Annotated in this window: 20 protein-coding genes; 18 read left to right on the forward strand and 2 right to left on the reverse strand. The window is 61.8% G+C overall.

All coding sequences use genetic code 11. The annotated features are described in order from the left end of the window. Window positions 1-14: 14 nt before the first annotated feature. From NKI06_RS16130 to NKI06_RS16140, 3 genes are all read left to right on the forward strand, one after another. A complete protein-coding gene (locus NKI06_RS16130) occupies window positions 15-1301 on the forward strand; it encodes an SDR family oxidoreductase (RefSeq protein ID WP_352673101.1) in 1287 nt (428 codons plus the stop codon). Next, window positions 1301-1783 (forward strand): DUF2269 family protein, encoded by a 483-nt coding sequence (locus NKI06_RS16135; protein WP_023741841.1) that lies wholly within the window; start codon window positions 1301-1303, stop codon window positions 1781-1783. The genes NKI06_RS16130 and NKI06_RS16135 overlap by 1 nt, the downstream gene beginning before the upstream one ends. 110 nt (window positions 1784-1893) lie before the next feature. Continuing rightward, complete coding sequence (locus NKI06_RS16140) at window positions 1894-2220, forward strand: low affinity iron permease family protein (protein WP_023687797.1); 327 nt, start codon at window positions 1894-1896, stop codon at window positions 2218-2220. A 219-nt stretch (window positions 2221-2439) separates the two neighbouring features. Here NKI06_RS16140 and NKI06_RS16145 read toward each other — a convergent pair whose 3' ends face one another. Beyond that, window positions 2440-2715 (reverse strand): hypothetical protein, encoded by a 276-nt coding sequence (locus NKI06_RS16145; protein WP_023667991.1) that lies wholly within the window; start codon window positions 2713-2715, stop codon window positions 2440-2442. A 217-nt stretch (window positions 2716-2932) separates the two neighbouring features. Between NKI06_RS16145 and NKI06_RS16150 the strand changes: the two genes are divergently transcribed. The 9 genes from NKI06_RS16150 to NKI06_RS16190 all read left to right on the forward strand — a co-directional run bounded on the left by NKI06_RS16150 (window position 2933) and on the right by NKI06_RS16190 (window position 12151). Then, window positions 2933-4039 (forward strand): NAD-dependent epimerase/dehydratase family protein, encoded by a 1107-nt coding sequence (locus NKI06_RS16150; RefSeq protein ID WP_023681102.1) that lies wholly within the window; start codon window positions 2933-2935, stop codon window positions 4037-4039. Further along, the gene (locus NKI06_RS16155; RefSeq protein ID WP_352986151.1) at window positions 4036-5109 is read left to right on the forward strand and encodes a GDP-mannose 4,6-dehydratase; all 1074 of its coding nucleotides are present in this window, start codon (window positions 4036-4038) and stop codon (window positions 5107-5109) included. The genes NKI06_RS16150 and NKI06_RS16155 overlap by 4 nt, the downstream gene beginning before the upstream one ends. Then, window positions 5106-6398 carry a TIGR04295 family B12-binding domain-containing radical SAM protein gene (locus tag NKI06_RS16160; protein ID WP_023817808.1) on the forward strand — a complete coding sequence of 431 codons (1293 nt, stop codon included), beginning with the start codon at window positions 5106-5108 and terminating at the stop codon, window positions 6396-6398. The genes NKI06_RS16155 and NKI06_RS16160 overlap by 4 nt, the downstream gene beginning before the upstream one ends. Continuing rightward, window positions 6383-7483, forward strand: coding sequence for a glycosyltransferase family 4 protein (locus tag NKI06_RS16165; protein WP_352986154.1), 1101 nt, complete (start codon window positions 6383-6385; stop codon window positions 7481-7483). The genes NKI06_RS16160 and NKI06_RS16165 overlap by 16 nt, the downstream gene beginning before the upstream one ends. Window positions 7484-7485: 2 nt before the next feature. Further along, window positions 7486-8616: a CgeB family protein gene (locus NKI06_RS16170; RefSeq protein ID WP_352986156.1), complete on the forward strand. Its 1131-nt coding sequence runs from the start codon at window positions 7486-7488 to the stop codon at window positions 8614-8616. Further along, complete coding sequence (locus NKI06_RS16175) at window positions 8613-9707, forward strand: CgeB family protein (protein WP_023667985.1); 1095 nt, start codon at window positions 8613-8615, stop codon at window positions 9705-9707. The genes NKI06_RS16170 and NKI06_RS16175 overlap by 4 nt, the downstream gene beginning before the upstream one ends. Beyond that, window positions 9704-10807: a CgeB family protein gene (locus NKI06_RS16180; RefSeq protein WP_352986158.1), complete on the forward strand. Its 1104-nt coding sequence runs from the start codon at window positions 9704-9706 to the stop codon at window positions 10805-10807. Before NKI06_RS16175 ends, NKI06_RS16180 begins: the two co-directional genes overlap by 4 nt. A gap of 23 nt (window positions 10808-10830) precedes the next feature. Next, complete coding sequence (locus tag NKI06_RS16185) at window positions 10831-11871, forward strand: UDP-glucuronic acid decarboxylase family protein (protein ID WP_023681096.1); 1041 nt, start codon at window positions 10831-10833, stop codon at window positions 11869-11871. Window positions 11872-11965: 94 nt separating this feature from the next. Beyond that, window positions 11966-12151 carry a hypothetical protein gene (locus tag NKI06_RS16190; protein WP_023667982.1) on the forward strand — a complete coding sequence of 62 codons (186 nt, stop codon included), beginning with the start codon at window positions 11966-11968 and terminating at the stop codon, window positions 12149-12151. Between the two features lie 8 nt (window positions 12152-12159). Here NKI06_RS16190 and NKI06_RS16195 read toward each other — a convergent pair whose 3' ends face one another. Beyond that, a complete protein-coding gene (locus tag NKI06_RS16195; protein WP_352986160.1) occupies window positions 12160-13974 on the reverse strand; it encodes a hypothetical protein in 1815 nt (604 codons plus the stop codon). A gap of 85 nt (window positions 13975-14059) precedes the next feature. On the opposite strand from NKI06_RS16195, the gene NKI06_RS16200 reads away from it, so the two are divergent. The 6 genes from NKI06_RS16200 to NKI06_RS16225 are packed head-to-tail and all read left to right on the forward strand — an operon-like array spanning window position 14060 to window position 19364. Beyond that, window positions 14060-15163, forward strand: coding sequence for an inositol-3-phosphate synthase (locus NKI06_RS16200; protein WP_023681094.1), 1104 nt, complete (start codon window positions 14060-14062; stop codon window positions 15161-15163). Continuing rightward, window positions 15160-15756, forward strand: coding sequence for a histidine phosphatase family protein (locus NKI06_RS16205; protein WP_352986161.1), 597 nt, complete (start codon window positions 15160-15162; stop codon window positions 15754-15756). Before NKI06_RS16200 ends, NKI06_RS16205 begins: the two co-directional genes overlap by 4 nt. A 14-nt stretch (window positions 15757-15770) precedes the next feature. Beyond that, window positions 15771-16871 (forward strand): CgeB family protein, encoded by a 1101-nt coding sequence (locus tag NKI06_RS16210; protein WP_352986163.1) that lies wholly within the window; start codon window positions 15771-15773, stop codon window positions 16869-16871. Next, window positions 16871-17674: a sugar phosphate nucleotidyltransferase gene (locus tag NKI06_RS16215; RefSeq protein ID WP_352986165.1), complete on the forward strand. Its 804-nt coding sequence runs from the start codon at window positions 16871-16873 to the stop codon at window positions 17672-17674. The genes NKI06_RS16210 and NKI06_RS16215 overlap by 1 nt, the downstream gene beginning before the upstream one ends. A 3-nt stretch (window positions 17675-17677) precedes the next feature. Continuing rightward, a complete protein-coding gene (locus NKI06_RS16220) occupies window positions 17678-18439 on the forward strand; it encodes a TIGR04290 family methyltransferase (protein ID WP_023667975.1) in 762 nt (253 codons plus the stop codon). Further along, complete coding sequence (locus NKI06_RS16225) at window positions 18432-19364, forward strand: glycoside hydrolase 5 family protein (RefSeq protein ID WP_023699985.1); 933 nt, start codon at window positions 18432-18434, stop codon at window positions 19362-19364. Before NKI06_RS16220 ends, NKI06_RS16225 begins: the two co-directional genes overlap by 8 nt.

Consider the following 19364-nt stretch of genomic DNA (forward strand, 5'->3'; position numbering starts at 1 on the left):
GGCTGGAGGAAGGAATGAAAATTCTCGTCACCGGCGCGTCAGGTCTGATTGGAGCCGCGCTTTGCGCGCGCCTGGCCGGCGAGAGTCATGAAGTGGTCCGCGTGCTTCACCACGCAGACACTGGCGTCCACCCGGAGATCCCAACCGTTTCCCTGGATATGGCGCGGGCCTTGCGACCTCAGGACTGGACCCCCTATCTCGCCGGTGTGGACGCCGTCGTAAACTGTGCCGGCGTCCTGCAGGATAGTGCCCGGGAAAACACCCGGCATGTCCATTCTACCGGCGCCTCGGCTCTCTTCACCGCGTGTGAGCACGCAGGTGTGAATAAGGTGATCCACTTTTCTGCCATCGGGATCGATCGCCAGCAGCCGTCCGCCTTTTCCGCCAGCAAGCTCGCCGGCGATGAGGCACTGATGGCACGTAGCCTTGACTGGGTCATCCTGCGCCCCTCCGTAGTACTGGGAAGGCCGGCCTTCGGCGCAAGTGCACTTTTTCGCGGCCTCGCGGCGTTGCCGCTCTTGCCGTTGATGCCCGACACGGGCCGTCTCCAAGTCGTCCAACTCGATGACGTGATCTCCACCGTCCTGTTCTTCCTCAAACCCGGCAGCCCATCGCACCTCACGCTGGACCTGGCTGGGCCCGAGGCACTTTCGATGAGCGAGGTCGTGGGTCGCTATCGCCGCTGGTTCGGATGGAGCAGTGCTCGGGAGTTCATCTTGCCCAATTGGGCCGCAGCTATCTTGTACAGGTTCGGGGATGCCGCGGCTCAGCTGGGCTGGCGCCCGCCGATGCGCAGCAATGCAGCAAAAGAGATTGCCCGAGGCGCTGTCGGCGATCCCCAACCCTGGATGACGGCGACCGGCATTCAACCATCAAGTCTTACATCTGCACTGCGTTTAAATCCTGCGACGGTGCAGGAGCGATGGTTCGCCGGTCTTTACTTCGTCAAGCCGGCGCTCTTTGTCATCTTGCCGCTCTTCTGGATCATGACGGGCATCATTTCCCTCACTGCCGGCTGGCGCAGCGGAGTTGATTTGCTGATTGGCACTGCTGCCGGCCCCTTGGCCGAACCGGCGGTAGTCGCCGGCGCGCTGGCTGACATCGCCGTCGGGGCGCTTATCGCCTGGCGCCCAACCAGCCGGCTTGGTCTTTTCGGCGCAATCGCGGTATCGCTTTTCTATGCGATCGCTGGGAGCATTCTGCGGCCGGATCTTTGGCTCGAGCCACTCGGGCCGTTGATCAAAATCCTCCCGATCCTCGTTCTGCATTTTGCAGCGCTGGCCATTCTGGAGGAACGCTGATGACGTACTTCGTGCTTAAATACCTGCACGTGATCGGCGCTGCTGTGCTGCTCGGAACTGGTGCCGGCATTGCTTTTTTCATGCTTTTGGCACACCGGACCGGGAATGCCGCGACGATCGCAGCCGTCGCCCGCATTGTCGTGCTGGCTGATTTCCTGTTCACGGCTACGGCCGTTATCGCACAACCTCTGACCGGACTGGGCCTCGCTAGGGTTGCGGGGTATTCGCTGTCCGAAGGATGGATCGTTCTCTCGATCCTGCTCTACATCTTGACGGGCCTGTTCTGGCTGCCTGTCGTGTGGATGCAGATCGAGATGCGAAATCTAGCCACACAGGCCGCACTCTCCAACCAACCTCCTCCCGAGCGCTACCATCAGCTGTTCAGACGCTGGTTTGTCTTCGGCTTCCCAGCTTTCGGCGCCGTGCTCGCCATTTTCTGGCTGATGATTGCGCGCCCGGCAATCGAGTGGTCATCGTTGTAGCTGCGATCGGCAAGCACTGGGCCGTGAATTCATCCGTCGCGCCTAGCTGGCTCGTGCCGGCGCGATGCACTGCGGTCGGGAACCACGGTCACTGCCGCGAGTTCTTTCGCATGGCCAATCATCCCGTCACCGGCGTGCTTACCTCAATCGGCACATTAACCTCCCGCCCCGCGGCATTCCTGATCCTGTTGGTCTACGCAATCCTTTGGATGATCTTCGAGCGACAGACCCTGGACTGGCATGGAGCGGCTACCTTGTTTACGTGGGCCATGACGCTGTTCATCCAGCGTGCCGAGCACCGCGACACTCAGGCCATTCACGCCAAACTGGATGAGATCCTGCGATCAGACCACAATGCCTCGAACATCACGCGGATCGACGATGAAGAGCCCGAGGAAATCGAAAAACACCGCCACCGCAAGCAGCAGGACGACTGATGAGCGGCGTTTTGGTTTCACGGCAGGACGAGTAGCGGGTTTCCAGCTTTTGACGCCTATCCAGCCCCGCCGCCTCCTGCGCTCAGGCCCAGGCCTTCGATCCTTGCTGCGGCTGTGGTTCAGCTACCGAAGGATCGGAGCCCTCTATTGATTGTTCCACTGCATCCAGAAAAATTTGCCCGAGAACCAGGTCAGGCAAATCGGCCGGCTCGAAGTGCGTCATTCGCCTTTCTGGTTGCGCTCGACGAACTTGTTGAAACGGCTGGTTTGTCCGTCACCAGTCTTGGACTGGTAAAGAAAGGCCAGATCGTTCTCGTCGAATATGCGGAAGAACTCGTCCCATTCGACCGGCTCGAATGCTTCCTCGGGTTTGCCGAAGTCGATCCGCAGGATGCCGCCCGCGCCTTTGGTGCGAACCACTGCCGGCCGTCCATCCCGCTCCTCGGCCCATTTGCGGATTTCGTCGTGATTGGTGGTCGTTTGCGACTGGGACATTGAAATCTCCTTTGATCATCGGCGTTGCCAACATCGGGCATCGTCGGGGCTGCCGGCGTCCTAACAGCACAAGGGCGGCAATGTTCCGGCACGGCGCGGCGAGCGCGATGTGGCTGCTTCCGAACGAAGCCGGCCAAAGGAACTTTGTTGAAGCCAAGGGAACAAACCTTTTGCCGAAAAGTTCGGGTCGCCAAGATTACCTGTCTGAGGAGTGGTCGTGAAACGGATATTGGTTACAGGGGGCTGCGGCTTCATTGGCCGGCATGTCGCCCAGGAACTCATCGAGCAGGATTATTCGGTTCGCATTTTGGATGTGCTGCTGGAGCAGGTGCACGCAGGCGAAACAGTCGCCCTTCCCGCCGGGGCCGAGCTGATCAAGGGCGACATTCGGGACCGGGAGGCGGTCGCCAAGGCGCTGGAAGGCGTTGACGCGGTCATTCATCTAGCCGCGGAAGTCGGCGTCGGACAGTCGATGTACGAGATCGCGCGCTATGTCGGCACCAACGATCTCGGCACCGCGACGCTGCTTGAGGCGCTGATCAAACACCCGGTCGAGCGCATTGTCGTCGCCTCATCGATGAGTGTCTATGGCGAGGGCCTCTATGCTACATCGGACGGCCGGCGCATCGACAATGCCCGGCGCAAGGCGAGCGACATCAAAAACGGGCAGTGGAATCCGCTGTCGCCGGAAGGCGAGCCCCTCTCCCCCCTGCCGACGGACGAGGAAAAGCCGGTCGATCTCGCCTCTATTTATGCACTGACGAAATACGCCCAGGAACGCGCCGTGCTGATCTTCGGCGAAGCCTATGGCATCGATGCGGTCGCGCTGCGCCTGTTCAACGTCTTCGGCGCCGGCCAGGCGTTATCGAACCCCTATACCGGCGTGTTGGCCAATTTTGCTTCGCGTCTCGCCAACGGCCAACGTCCAATGATCTTCGAGGATGGCGAACAGAAACGCGATTTCGTCCATGTGGATGACGTCGCCCGCGCCTTTCGTCTTGCGCTGCAGCAACGCCAGGCAAGGGGTCACGTCATCAACATCGGCAGCGGCCGAGCCTATGCTATCAGCGACGTCGCGCGGGTACTTGCCGAGGCCATGGGAACGCCGGACCGCTCGCCAGAGCTGCTCGGCAAGGCGCGCTCCGGGGATATCCGCAACTGCTTCGCCGATATTTCCAAGGCCCGTGAGCTGCTCGGTTTCGAGCCGAGGCAACAACTGGAGAATTCGCTCGCCGATTTCGTTTCCTGGGTGCGCAACTCGTCCGCCATCGACCGCGGCGCCGACATGAAACGCGAGCTTGAAGAACGTGGGCTGGTGTCATGAATACGCGCAATCGACGCGACGCGCCCGTCGCCATTGTCGGCGGCAGCGGCTTCATAGGATCGAACCTGGCCGACAGCCTGTTGTCGGATGGCGAGCCGGTGCTGGTGATCGACAATCTCAGCCGCCCCGGCGTCGAACAGAACCTTGAATGGCTGGCGCAAAAGCACGGCAGCCGCCTCGCGGTCGAAACCATTGACGTGCGAGACGCCAACGCGCTTGCGCCCGTTCTGAAGAGTTCCAAGGCGATCTTCCATCTGGCCGCGCAAACCGCAGTCACAACGAGCCTGGTCCAACCGGACGAGGATTTCGACATCAACCTTCGAGGAACCTTCAATGTCCTCGAGGCGGCGCGGCTGAGCAGTGAGTTTGTTCCGGTGGTGTTCGCCAGCACCAACAAGGTCTATGGCAGCCTGCCCGACGTCGCGGTGCGCGAGGACGGCGATCGTTACCTGCCTTGCGACGGCATCATCCAAGCGAATGGCATCGACGAGACCCACGGCCTGGATTTCTGCACGCCCTATGGCTGCTCCAAAGGCGCGGCGGACCAATATGTGCTCGACTATGCCAAATCCTACGGCATGCCGACGGCGGTGCTGCGGATGAGCTGCATCTACGGGCCGCGCCAGTTCGGAACCGAGGATCAAGGCTGGGTCGCGCACTTCCTGCTGAGTGCGCTGACGGGACGTCCAATCACCATTTATGGCGACGGCAGACAAGTGCGCGACATACTGCATGTCTCCGATGCGGTCGCCGCCTACAGGGCCACGCTCGATCGTATCGAGACGACCAAAGGCCAGGCATTCAATCTTGGCGGCGGCCCCGATAATGCGATCAGCCTGCGCATGCTGTTGAGCGAGATCCGTAGCTTGACCGGCCGTGAGCTTTCGATCCGCCATGATGGCGAACGCACCGGCGATCAGCCCTTCTTCGTCGCCGACACCCGCAAGATCAAAGCGATGCTTGGCTGGAAAGCTCGTGTTTCATGGCGCGAAGGCATTCGCGATCTCGCAGACTGGCTGCAACAACACCGGCTCCAGCCTCGCCCCGAAGTCGTGAGGTACGTCGCATGAAAATCGCCCTGGTAAACCCGTTCTGGACCTATGACGACAGCATCTATTTCGGCTGCCGCCAACCACATCTCCCGCTGGAACTCGGCTATTCGAAATCCCTCCTCGAAACAGCCGGCCATGAGGTGTTGATGCTGGATGGGCAATTGCAGAAGCTCGACAACTCGGACCTCTCCGAGCGTGTGGCTGATTTCGCGCCTGCAATGACGGTCGTCAGTACCGCCCCGACTTATCTGTTCTGGCGCTGCGCACCACCCGAGTTGCGCGTGCCGGCCGATTTCCTCAACCGTCTCGCCGGGCGCGGTGGACGCACAGTCGCGGTCGGGCCGCATGGCTCGGCTACGCCCGCGCCGACCTTGCGCAAGCTTGGCGTCGACATTGTTGTGCGCGGCGAATGCGAGGAAATCGTCGCGGAACTTGCCCGGCGCGACGACTGGAGCGCGGTGCCCTCGACCGCTTACCTGCGCGAGGCCAAGGTGGTTTTGACCGGCGGCGTCCACGCCAGCTCGTTTGTCGATCATCCGCCACTCCAATGGCCATCAGACTGGATCGCTGCCCATTCGCATCACCATCACAGGTTCGATGACAATCAGGTTGGGTTCGGCGCGGAGGTCGAAGCATCGCGCGGTTGTCCCTACAATTGCAGCTTCTGCGCCAAGATCGATTTCCGCGATGCCTATCGCCGCCGAAACCACGAGGCGGTCATAGCGGAAATCGATGGGCTGATTGCCCAGGGCGTCGGCTACATTTATTTCATCGATGAAATCTTCCTGCCGCAGAAAGCGCTGCTGGAAGCGTTGATCCATCGCGACGTGAAGTTCGGTGTGCAGACCCGCATCGACCTTTGGAAACCCGAGCTGCTGGAACTGCTCGGTGCGGCTGGCTGCGTCTCCATCGAGGCCGGCCTCGAAAGCCTGACCGTGGAAGGTCGTGCGATGCTGGCGAAACGCTGCCGGCTGGGTACCGAGGAACTTGCCGCGCTGCTCGTCAATGCGAGGCGTCACGTTCCGTTCGTACAGGCCAATCTGATCGGCGTCGTCGAGGATGACCCTGCCCTTGTGGACTACTGGCGAACGCACCTCATCGACAACGGCGTGTGGGCCAATGAACCCGTACCGCTTTATCCATATCCGAGTTCGCCAAGCTATCGCGAGCTTTGGGGCGAACCCGACGACCTCGCCTGGGAGCGCGCCCATGATCACTATCTCGCATCATTCCAGAAGTTCAGCGACATCCAGGAAAGGCGCCCGCGTCCGCTGGCGGAACTGGAGGCGACATGTTGCGGACACTGACGCCGCGCTCGCGGCGCATCCTGATGACGGTCGACGCCGTGGGCGGCGTGTGGCGCTATGCGCTCGACCTGGCCAGGGAACTTGTCAATGGCGGCGATAGCGTGGTGCTTGCCGGCCTCGGTCCGCCACCGTCCAGGCAGCAGGCCGACGAGGCGGAGGCTTTCGCGAAGCTGATCTGGCTGAACACGCCGCCGGATTGGATGACCCGCAACGGCGGTGATCTCGACGCGCTGCCGCGGGAGTTGCATGCGCCCATGCGCGACCACGCCATCGACCTTGTCCATTTCAACGCGCCTTCGCAGGCAGCGGGATTCGACGCGCCATGCCCGGTCGTGGTGGTCTCCCATTCCTGCGTGACGACTTGGTTCCATGCGGTCAGAGGACAGGCGGCGGATGGGGCATGGGCCTGGCAGAAGGAGCGCAACAGACGCGGCATGGATCGGGCCGACGCGGTCATCGCGCCGAGCCGCAGCCATGCCGACATGCTAGAGACCTGCTACGGCCCGATCGCGCGCTTGAGTGTGGTCAGAAATGGTGCCCGTCCTCTGCCGAATGCCGAAAAGCACCAACCGCTCGTGTTCGCCGCTGCCCGCTGGTGGGACGAGGGCAAAAATGCCGCGGTGGTCGACCAGGCGGCGTCCCTGACGCGATGGCCTCTGTTTGCCGCCGGGTCGACGAACGGCCCAAACGGCGAGCATGTCAGCTTCAGCCATGCTGTTCCTCTGGGAGCAGTGCCGTCCGACGAGGTGCGTTCGTTGATGGCTCGCGCCGGCGTTTTCGTATCGCCATCGCTCTACGAGCCATTCGGCCTGGCCGCGCTGGAAGCCGCCATGTCGGCTACGCCCCTGGTGCTTTCCGATATCGCCACCTATCGCGAACTATGGGACGGGGCCGCGATATTCTTTGACGCGCGCGATCCGCACGATCTCGCTGCCTGCCTCAATCGTCTCTCCAGCGATGCCGAGCTCAGGCGAGAGCTTGGCCAGGCAGCCATCCGACGCAGCCGCAGGTTTAGGCTGACAAAGCAGACAGCGGCCATGCGCGGCGTCTACGACAAAGCGGCCTTAGCGATGGCGGAGCGCTGATCATGCGCTTTGTGTTCTACACCCACTCGGTCGTTTCCGACTGGAACCATGGCAATGCCCATTTCCTGCGCGGCGTGATGCGAGAGCTGGTCCAGCGCCGGCATCAGGCGATTGCGCTGGAGCCGGCGAATGGCTGGAGCCGGTCGAATCTGCTGGCTGAGAAGGGGCCGTTCGCCATCGAACGCTTCCGCAAGGATTTTCCCGAACTGATGCCGGTGACCTACGATGCCGGATTTGATCACGAAGCCTGGATTGCCGAGGCCGACGTTGTGATCGTTCATGAGTGGACGGATCCGGAGCTTGTCGCACGTATTGGCCGTGCCCGGGCCGCCGGCGGCAACTTCATCCTTCTTTTTCACGACACCCACCACCGGGCCGTGTCTGCGACCGAGGCACTCTCGGCGCTCCGGCTGGAGCACTATGACGGCGTTCTCGCCTTTGGCGAAACCTTGCGCGAGAGCTATCTGCGCGCCGGCTGGGGCAAGCGCGTCTTCACCTGGCATGAAGCGGCGGACGATCGCCTGTTCAAACCGCACCCGGAGATCCACCCCACCTCCGATCTGGTCTGGATCGGCAACTGGGGCGATGATGAGCGGACCGCCGAACTCAAGGAGTTTCTGATCGAGCCGGTGCACGATCTCGGCCTTGATGCCGCTGTTCACGGCGTACGCTACCCCAAGACGGCACTTGCGGATCTGGCCACCGCAGGACTGCGCTATGAGGGGTGGATCGCCAATGCCGACGTGCCGAAGGCTTTCGCCGCGCATCGTGTCACAGTTCACATCCCACGGCGCCCCTATCGCGAGAGGTTGCCCGGAATCCCGACGATCCGCATGTTCGAGGCACTCGCCTGCGGCATTCCGCTGATTTCAGCGCCATGGTCCGATGTCGAGCAGCTTTTCAGGCCCGGTGTCGACTTCCTGTTTGCCGAGAATGGCTCGCAAATGCGGCAACAGCTTCGGACGGTGTTGTCCGACGAGGACTTTGCGGCCTCCCTGGTGACCTCGGGTCTCGAGACCATCCGCTCGCGGCACACCTGCCGCCACCGCGTCGACGAGTTGCTCGGCGTGCTCACGCAATGCGCGAACCGACACACCGCCGTCCCGACAGCCGCAAAGGAAGCCGTCGCATGAAGATCGCATTCTATGGATCGAGCCTTTTGTCGTCCTACTGGAACGGTGCCGCGACGTACTATCGCGGTTTGCTCAAGGCACTTTCGCAATTGGGTTACGAGATCACGTTCTACGAACCCGATGTCTACGACCGGCAGAAGAACCGCGACATCGAAGCTCCCGACTGGTGCACTGTCGTCGTTTATGAGGCGACCCAGCATGCGCTGATGCAGGTCGCGGCACGTGCCGCCGGCGCCGACATCGTCGTCAAGGCGAGTGGCGTCGGTTTCGAAGACGAGGCGCTGCTTCGCGCCGTTCTCGACCACGCCCGCAGCGACGCGCTTGTCGTATTCTGGGACGTGGATGCGCCAGCCACGCTTGCCCAGTTGCGCGACGAGCCGGACCACCCGCTCCATCGTGCACTGCAGGAGATCGACCTCGTGCTGACCTATGGTGGCGGCGATCCCGTTGTCTGGGCCTATCGTGCCATGGGCGCCAAGGAGTGCGTGCCCATCTACAATGCGCTCGATCCCGAAACGCACCATCCGGTCGCCAGCAAAGCGCGTTTTGCCTGCGACCTGGCGTTCCTCGGAAACCGGCTGCCGGACCGTGAAGCGCGTGTCGAATCGTTTTTCCTCGATCCCGCCAGCCAGCTGCCGAAACAGCGTTTCCTGCTCGGCGGCTCGGGTTGGGGCGACAAGCCGCTCCCAACCAATGTCGGCTGGCTCGGCCATGTTGGCACCCGCGATCACAACGCCTTCAATGTCACGCCAAAAGCCGTGTTGAACATCAGCCGCGACAGCATGGCAGCCAACGGTTTTTCACCGGCCACGCGAGTGTTCGAGGCGGCTGGCGCCGGCGCCTGTCTCATCACGGATGCATGGCTGGGCGTGGAACTGTTCCTGAAACCAGGCGAGGAGATCCTGGTCGCGCGTGACGGCGGCGATGTCGCGGAGATAATGCGCTCGCTGACCCCCGGTCGGGCCAAGGCAATCGGCCAAGCCGCACTTCACCGCGTGCTGGCGGACCATACCTACGCGCTTCGGGCGGATGTGGCGGATGCCGTCTTCAAACGTCATTTCGAGCACGGGGCCGTGGAGGCAGCGGAATGACCAAGAAACTGGACATCGTCTTTCTCGGCCTGTCGCTGTCCTCATCCTGGGGAAACGGCCACGCCACGACTTTCCGGGGTCTTTTGAAAGGCTTGCACGGACTCGGTCACCGGGTGACTTTTCTGGAGCGCAACGTGCCGTGGTACGCCAATCACCGCGATCTGCGCGATCCGGAGTTCTGCGCCTTGCGCTACTACGAAACCACTGCGGAGCTGCAACGCGACTACGCACAGTGCCTGGAGCAGGCCGACATCATCGTCATCGGATCCTTTGTTCCAGAAGGACGCCAGGTCATCGACATCGTCGCCTCGCTTTGCAAGGGGCAGCTCTGCTTTTACGACATCGACACCCCGGTGACCCTGGCCAAGCTTTCAGCCGACGATTGCGATTATCTGAGTTCGCGGCAAATTCCGTATTTCGATGTCTATTTCTCCTTCACTGGCGGCCCAACGCTCAACCATCTGGCGCAAGACTTCGGCGCGCGCCATGCCGAACCTCTCTATTGTTCGGTCGATCCAGAACGGCATCACCCGACAGGAGATCCGATCCGCTGGGATCTCGGCTATCTCGGCACCTACAGCATGGACCGGCAGACAACGCTGAACGCTCTGCTGCTCGAGCCCGCACGGCATATGCCGAACCTCCGTTTCGTCGTGGCCGGCTCCCAATATCCATCCGACATCATCTGGCCGGACAATGTCGAACGCATCGAACATTTGCCGCCAGCCGATCACGCCGCGTTCTATAGCCGTCAGCGCTACACGCTGAATGTCACACGCAGTTCCATGATCACCGCAGGATGGTCGCCCAGCGTGCGCCTGTTCGAAGCGGCGGCTTGCGGCACGCCCATCGTCAGCGACCGCTGGCCAGGGCTCGACAGCTTCTTTCCTGCATCGGCGATCCACACGGCCGCGGAGACGGACGAAGTCATCGATATCCTCGTTGGCGAGTCCGAGCGCGCACGCCTGGCCATGGCCGGCCGGGCTCGCAAACTCGTCCTCGCTTCCCACACCGGTGCGGCCAGGGCTCGCGAATTCGTGGCGGCGCTGACCCAACCAAGGGCGACGGCCCTCGATCTCGACATTGGAAGTGCAGCATGAACGGCAGACAGGAGAAAACAGCGATGCGACAGACAAGAAAGGCGCACAGGGCAAAGACGGTGCTTGTTGCCGGCGGCGCGGGTTTCCTCGGTTCGCATCTTTGCGAAGTATTGCTCCGCAACGGCTGGCGCGTGATCTGCGTCGACAATTTTCTGACCGGGCGCATGGAAAACATCATCTCGATCATGGACCGGCCGGGTTTCCGGTTGATCGAGCAGGACATCTGCCGGCCACTGGATCTCGGCGAGCCCGTGGATCACATCTTCAACCTGGCCTGCGCCGCCTCACCGCCGCGTTATCAGGCCGACCCGATACACACCACGCGTACCTGCGTGATCGGAACCCTCAACCTGCTCGAACTCGCTGTCCGCAATGACGCGCGACTGCTGCAGGCCTCGACGAGCGAAGTGTATGGCGATCCGGAACAACACCCGCAAAGGGAGGATTACGTAGGTCATGTGAACTGCACCGGCCCACGCGCCTGCTACGACGAGGGAAAGCGCACCGCCGAAACGCTTTGCTTCGACTATCTAAGGGCCGGCAAGGCCGACGTCCGCGTCGCGCGCATCTTCAACACCTACGGTCCGAGAATGGATCCGGCCGACGGTCGCATCGTCTCGAATTTGATCATGCAGGCGCTCGAGAAGCGTCCGCTGACGATATTCGGCGACGGCCAGCAAACGCGATCCTTCTGCTATGTCTCCGACTTGATTGATGGATTGATGCGCCTGATGAACATCGACCCCAATCCGGGCAAGCCGGTCAATCTGGGCAATCCCGGAGAATTCACCATCGTGCGACTGGCGGCATTGGTGAAGGCGATGACCGGCACCAAGTCGGATCTGAAATTTCTGCCCCTGCCGCAAGACGATCCTCGGCGCAGGCAGCCTGATATTTCGCGTGCGAAAACGCTGCTTGGCTGGTCGCCGAGAGTGCCGCTCAACGAAGGGCTCAAGCTGACGATCGATTATTTCGCGGCGCTCGAAGGCACCGGCATCGGCGATCAGATGACAGGCCTTGCCAAAAGGAGACCCGCAGGCGGGCTGCAGAACCTTCCTGCATGACGTGGGCCGCGGCCGGACCTGCCCGGAGATCGTGCGGAACATCCATCCAACCTTGTAGTTTGGCGGGAGGGACCCGATACGGAGGATCATCCTCATGCAACCCAAGCGACCCGCGAAGGATGTCGACAAGATTGCCGAACGCGAGGCGGCCGCCTATCTGCGGCGCTCCTCGATCACCTATCTCGAGTGCTGCGTCAGCCTGATGATGACGCATCTGCAGCGCGAGGAAGTGGCCGCTATTCTCGAGCAGGAAGCAGACATGCTACGAAGGCTGGATTGATCGAAACGCTACACCTGAGATTCGTCCAGGAATCGTATCAGCCCCGCCCTGTATCGGTCTGCGGTCGCGGCCAGCCTTGCTTTTTCCTGGCCATTTTCGGATTGCGCAGCCGTGCTCCAGAGCCCGATTTGGAACGCCAAATAGCAGGGTTCGAAAAAATCGATGTGGCCATTGTCAATATCGAGCCCCATCCCCTCGACCAATGTCGTCACATCGCTGTCGGACAGTCCATATTCGACACGGGCGCCGGCAATGTCCCACTCTATCGGCTGGCAGCCAATCAAATCGTGTGCCCGGCAATGGTCGACGGCATCTGTCTTGACCACCGAGCCGTCGGCACAAACGAGAAACTCCCACGCGTGAAGCTTTCCGTCGATTTCCACCGGCTGCAGAACATGCGCAGGGGTTTTTTTCGAGAGCCAGCCGCGCAACGTCGCCGCTCGGTTCTCGCCCAGGGCTTCAGATGTGTTGGAAACAGCCATTTCCGCGAGTGCGAGCAATGATGCACCCGGTTCGCATGTTCGGAGATTGAGCGCCCGCCAGGTTAGATAGCGCGTCAACTCCGCGAGCAGCCTTCCTCTGGGCAGCGGCGCCTGGTCCATCGTGGTGCCGTCAATCCACCGTTCAACCAGAAAGCCGTGGCAAAGCCCGACCACTTGCGATCCCAACCCGGCTTTCCCCAACATTTCCGCGGCTCGTCTCTTACGCCGTCCGGTTTCGCCGAGGCCGGCGAATTTGACGAGCCAGCGACCACACCCCGCGGACGCCAGGAATTTACGCCGCTCGATGCCGCGCGGGCTCGGCGGCCAATGCTTTTCGTCGACGTAGTGGACGCTCCTCCATTCGCCACCAGACAGTTCGGTCAGGCGTGCTTCGGGGCTGCCGACCGCCTCGGCCACCCAGTCGCGCAGCGTGGGAATGTTCGAGCTTTCGGGGAAGGTGCATTCGAGCGCCGTCGCCACATGTTTCGGACAGCGCGACCATGTCTCCCTGGCCTCCCGTGACGCTTCGATGCCCGGGTCGCCAGGATGGCTGGGAAACAGGTGAATGCGGTCCATACCAATACCCAGTTCCCGCAGCCACGCGACGACGGCGTGCATCGAACTGCCGGACAGACCGGGACCTTCGTCTACAACGGCGAAGCGTGCCGATGGACTGTTCTTCCAGGTGGCGATCGAGCGCGGATCGGCATTGATGTGCCTGCGGAAAGGATGGCCGACCGGACGAACGCTGAATGGCGCCGGCGCGCCAATCGCGGCAGCCACTATGGCTGCAAGCCCCAGGCCGATGCTGCGGATGCCGATCACGCATGTGTTCGCATCGAGACCTGACTCCTGCGCCGCTCCCAAATAGCTTTCGGGATAAAGCGTGTAGTGCGCGTAACCCTCGGCCGAACCGGTCAGAACCTCAGCTTCGCAATCCAACCCGTCCAGTAGTTGGAGAAGTCCCGGGTCGATGCCACCGCCTACGGCGAAACCGCTTCGCCACGACTTCGCGACCTCGGCCGCAAGACCAACCAGCAATCTGGCGCCTTGCTGTTGCCGCGGCGAAAAGAAGTCGATGCCGCTGTTCTCGAAATCGACATCGGCAAGCGCGCGAACCAGTTCCGATACGCTGATGAATAGGCCGACCAACGCGGCATGGCGTCGGACGCCATGAGCCATGCGGTCCAGACTTTGAGCAATTTCGCTCGCAGCATCGCGAAGCCGTTCTGCGCTCTGCCTCCGCTTCTGGTCTCCGTAAACGATCATCGATCGGTTTTCCAATGCTTTGCCTTGCGGCAACGCAGCGAGCGCTGCTTCGATCCATGCGGTCTTGCGCAATTTTTCGGCAGGCCAAGGAACATTCCGGCACGCTGGTGGTTCGGCGGCAGGAACTTACCTTTGAACAGCATAGGGCGGCAGTTTCGTGGGATCGAAAAAGGTTCGTGTCGGTATCGTCGGGGTCGGCAATTGCGCATCCTCCCTGGTGCAGGGCCTCTCCTATTATCGTCACGCAAAGAGCAACGAACCAATCCCAGGGCTGATGCATGCCGACCTCGGCGGTTACCATGTCGACGACATCGAGATTGTCTGCGCATTCGACGTCGCCAGGAGCAAGGTTGGCCTCGACGTCGCTGAAGCAATCTACGCCGCCCCGAACAACACGTTCCGCTTTGCCGATGCGGCGGCAAACGGCGTTCGCGTCGAGCGCGGACCGACACTTGACGGCATCGGAAAATACTTGCGCGACGAAATCGAGGAGGCGCCGGAGCCGGTTGCCGACGTCAGCGAAATCCTGCGCAACAGCGGCGCCGACGTGCTGGTCTCTTACCTGCCGGTGGGCTCCGAGGAGGCGACGCGCTTCTACGCCGAATGCGCGCTTGAGGCCGGCTGCGCCTTCGTCAACTGCATACCCGTTTTCATCGCCTCACGTCCGGAATGGCGCCGGCGCTTCGAGCAGCGAGGGCTGCCGCTGGTCGGCGATGATATCAAGAGCCAGGTCGGGGCGACCATCGTTCACCGCCTGCTGGCCAATCTCTTCCGCGAGCGCGGCGTGCGCATCGATCGCACTTATCAGCTGAATTTCGGCGGCAACACCGACTTCCTCAACATGCTGGAACGCGAGCGGCTGGAATCAAAGAAAATTTCCAAGACCCAGTCCGTGGCCAGCCAGTTCGATGTTCCCCTGGAGCCGGGCAATATTCATGTCGGACCCAGCGACCACGTACCGTGGCTGACTGATCGCAAATGGGCCTATATCCGAGTGGAAGGGACGACCTTCGGCGGCGTGCCGCTCAACGCCGAGCTCAAGCTGGAAGTCTGGGATTCTCCAAATTCAGCCGGCGTGGTGATCGATGCGATACGCTGCGCCAAGCTTGCGCTCGATCGCGGCATAGCGGGAGCACTGACCGGTCCCTGCAGCTATTTCATGAAGTCGCCTCCCGAACAGTTCACCGACGCCGAAGCGCGGCAGCGCACGCTCGCCTTCATCGCCGGCAAGGACGAGCCTTTGCTGGATGCCGCGGAATGACGACAACGTTCTTTTTGATCCGTCATGCAGCGCACGACAATGTCGGCTCCTATCTTGCAGGACGGATGGATGGCGTTTGCCTTGGCGAGGCTGGGAAGGCGCAGGCCGCGCATCTTGGTGGCCGCATGGCCCGGGAGCCGATTGAAGCCATCTTGTGCAGCCCGCGTGAGCGTACGCAAGAGACGGCCGTGCCGATCGCGCTTGCCTGCGGCGTCGGCGAAATCGCGATCTGCGCCGAACTCGACGAGATCGATTTCGGCGATTGGTCGGGAAAGACTTTCGACGAGTTGAATGGCGATGCCGGTTGGCGGGCGTGGAACGACCAGCGGCAGGAGGCCAGGACACCGAGCGGCGAGACCATGCTGGATGTCCAGGAGCGGATCGTCGCACTGATGAACGCAGTGCGCGAGCGGCATCCCAATCAGTGTGTCGCCCTGGTCAGCCACGCCGACGTGATCAAGGCCGCCGTCTGCAAGGTGCTTGGCTTGTCGGTCGGCGACTGCTTCCGCTTCGACATCGATCCAGCCTCGATCACGACGATCGTGTCGGGTGACTGGGGCTCCAAGCTCCTGCGAATGAACGAAGCTGCCTGACGAGGACTTTCCGGATGCAGATGGTCATTTTCGGTCTCACCGTTACATCATCATGGGGCAACGGCCATGCCACGCTCTGGCGCGGTCTGATCCGCGCCCTGGGTCGGCTGGGATGGTCCATCACCTTCTTCGAACGCGATACCCCCTACTATGCCGGGACGCGTGATCTCGATCGGCTCGATGGCGGCAACGTCGTCATTTATCCGGACTGGGAGGACATCCGTCGCGTTGCGGAGCGGGCAATGAAGCAAGCGGATGTCGTCGTCGTCACCTCCTACTGTGCCGACGCCGTGGAGGCCTCGCGGCTGGCGCAGCAGACAGGTCGCGGATTGCGTGTCTTCTACGATCTCGACACTCCGGTCACGCTTGCCCGCATCGAGCAAGGCGAGCGTCCGCCCTATTTCGGACCTGAGGGTCTCGCCGATTTCGACCTCGTTTTGAGTTACACCGGCGGCTCTGCGATCGAGGCGCTTAAGTCGGTTTTGGGCGCGCGTCACGTGGTGCCGCTCTATGGGCATGTCGATCCCGACCAACACCGGCCGGCAGAGAAGCGGGCCGAATTCGCCGGTGATCTGTCCTATCTCGGAACCTATGCGGCGGATCGCCAGGCCGGCGTCGAAAAGCTGCTGGTCCGCCCGGCCGCGCGCCTGCCCGACCACCGTTTCATCATTGGCGGCGCGCAATATCCGCAGGAATTCCCATGGAGCGACAACATCTTCTTTGTCAGGCATCTTCCGCCAGCCGACCATCCGGCTTTCTTCTCATCATCTCGCCTGACACTGAACGTCACCCGGGAGGCGATGGCGCAAAAGGGCTGGTGCCCGTCGGGACGGCTCTTCGAAGCGGCCGCGTGTGGGGCTGCCATCGTCACCGATGCATGGCCGGGCCTGGCCGAATTTTTCGAACCCGGCCGCGAAATTTTGTTGGCGCATGACACCGATGATGTGGTCGCCGCATTGCAGTTGCCGGAGCGCGAGCTCGACGGCATTCGAAGGCGTGCCCGCGACCGGGTCTTGGGCGAACACACTTCCGCACGGCGCGCGGCGGAACTGGATCGCATCCTGAACGATGCCTTTCAAAGATCTCCCGGCGAACCGATGAGGGAAGCGGTCTGATGTTGGGCATCGTACCCGCTGCCGGGCGCGGCAGCCGCATTCAGCCGCTCGGCTTCTCGAAAGAGCTGCTGCCGGTCGGTAGCCGGATCGATGGACAGACCGAGCGTCCCTGCGCCGTGAGCGAGTATCTGGTACGGCGCATGGTGCAGGCCGGCGTCGACAAGATTTGCTTCATCATCGGATCGGGCAAATCCGACATCCTTGAATACTACGCCGCCGGCTACGGTGACGCGGCGGCTCTCTTCGTGGTGCAGCCGAACCCCGTCGGTCTGTGCGATGCGATCTTCCGGGCGGCGCCCCTCGTCGCGCCCGACGAGGTCGTCCTGGTCGGCCTTCCCGATACGATCTGGTTTCCCGAGGACGGTTTCCGCCATTTGCCCGACGATCAGCTCTCATTTCTGCTTTTCCCGGTGGATCAGCCGGAATTCTTCGACGCCGTCGTCATCGACGTCCACGAGCGCGTGATCGAAATCCAGGTCAAACGACAGGATGCCACCACGAACTGGGTTTGGGGTGCGTTCAAGATGCCGGGCCATATCCTGCATCAGCTTGCGGCACTCTGGCGTGAGCGCGAGCGCAGTGACGAATATATCGGCACATTGGTCAACGCCTATATTGCGGCCGGCGGTACAGCTTTTGGTGTCAGGGCTGGGTCGGACTATGTCGATGTCGGCACTTTCAACGGCTATCGAACAGCTCTGCGGTTGCTTGAAAACGACGCCTCATCCGCGCAGCGCCGGCCCACCATGATCATGCCCGGCGCGCAGTCGCATGTACCCGTCGTTCCTGGCGAAGGAGCCTGAGCCATGCTGCATTCCCATGCCGAAATCCGCCGCCGCATCGATGCGCTCGGCCCATGGTTCCACAACATGGAACTTGCCGGCGTCCAAACCGCTCCCAACCATTTTCTGGGCAACTACCCGCTGATCAAATGGCGCAAATTTGCCAATGCCATTCCCGCTGATCTGAGGGGCAAGGCCGTACTCGATATCGGCTGCAATGCAGGATTTTACTCCATCGAGATGAAACGGCGAGGTGCTGACCGTGTCCTCGGCATCGATTTCGATGACGCCTACCTGGCGCAGGCTCGCTTTGCCGCCGAGGTTGCCGATTGCGAGATCGAATTCCAGAAGCTTTCGGTCTACGACGTCGGCTCGCTGCGCGAGACGTTCGATGTCGTGCTGTTCATGGGGGTGCTTTACCATTTGCGCCACCCCTTGCTCGCGCTCGACCTGATCCGCGAACATGTCGCCCGTGACCTGATGATCTTCCAGTCCATGCAGCGCGGCAGCGCGGATCTGCCCGAGTTGGAAGAAAACTATCATTTCTGGACGCATGACCTGTTCGACCAGCCGCAGTTTCCCAAGCTGCATTTTATCGAGCACCGCTATGCCGACGATCCCACCAACTGGTGGATTCCAAACCGCGCCTGCACCGAAGCGATGCTGCGCAGCGCCGGTTTCGAGATCGTTTTACACCCCGAGCAGGAGGTCTATTTCTGCCGCGCAGCCGGGGACCCGGCCGGCGGCGGCGCCATCTACCCCTCGAAAGGACAGCTCCATGATTGAAGCCGCCATGATCTGGAACGAGCCCAACAACAAATCGCATTGGGACCCAGAGCTCGATCCCGATTGGAGCCGCTTTGCCAGGATGGCGATCTTGTCGGCTGACGCAATCGCGTCGGAGAACCCGTCTTTGACGAAAGTACTCGGTGGCATCTCGCCGATAGATCCGGGCTTTATCACCCGCATGAAGGAATTCGGCGTGCTGGACCATGTCGATGCCGTCGCCGTGCACGGCTTTCCGCTCGACTGGAACCTGTGGCAGATCCACGAATGGCCACAGAAGATCGGCGAGATCGCGACCGTCACCAACCTTCCCATCTGGGTCAGCGAAGTCGGCGTATCGACCTTCGGCGCGGAAGAAATCCAGGTTTGGGGGCTCAAGCGCACCGCCGAGTTGCTGATTGGCAACGCACCACGCATCCAGTGGTACAGCCTCTACGATCTTCCGCGCGAATGGGAAGCAACGACGCGGCATCGCGAGGCGGAGGGCTCTTCTTACTATCGACATTTCCACATGGGGCTGCTGCGCCAGGACGGTACGCCAAAACCTGCGCTGGAGGAGTTCCTGCGCTACACGCCCGCAATGGGGCTGGTGCAGTGGTTTCATTTCGAGGACCCCCGGCTGGACGATGCCGTCGCCTGGATGAAGCGGCTGGGCGTCACCAATATGCGCACGGGGCTTTCCTGGGCAGACAGCTTCCGGCCGAACGCGCTGGACTGGTTCGACCGGCAGATGGAGGCACTCGCCGATTTCGACGTGACGGTCACCTTTTGCTTTACACCGCAGCATCGCGGAATGATGCCCCACCACACCAGCCCGCCACTGGCGCCGGAGGAGTTCGCGGAATTCTGCGCAACCATGATCCGCCGCTATGCGCCCGGCATGACGTCCGCTTCGCTCCCGACGCGGCGGGCCTCGGCAGCGTGA

The organism is Mesorhizobium sp. M0772, assembly GCF_040320135.1.
In the GTDB taxonomy this organism is placed as follows: domain Bacteria; phylum Pseudomonadota; class Alphaproteobacteria; order Rhizobiales; family Rhizobiaceae; genus Mesorhizobium.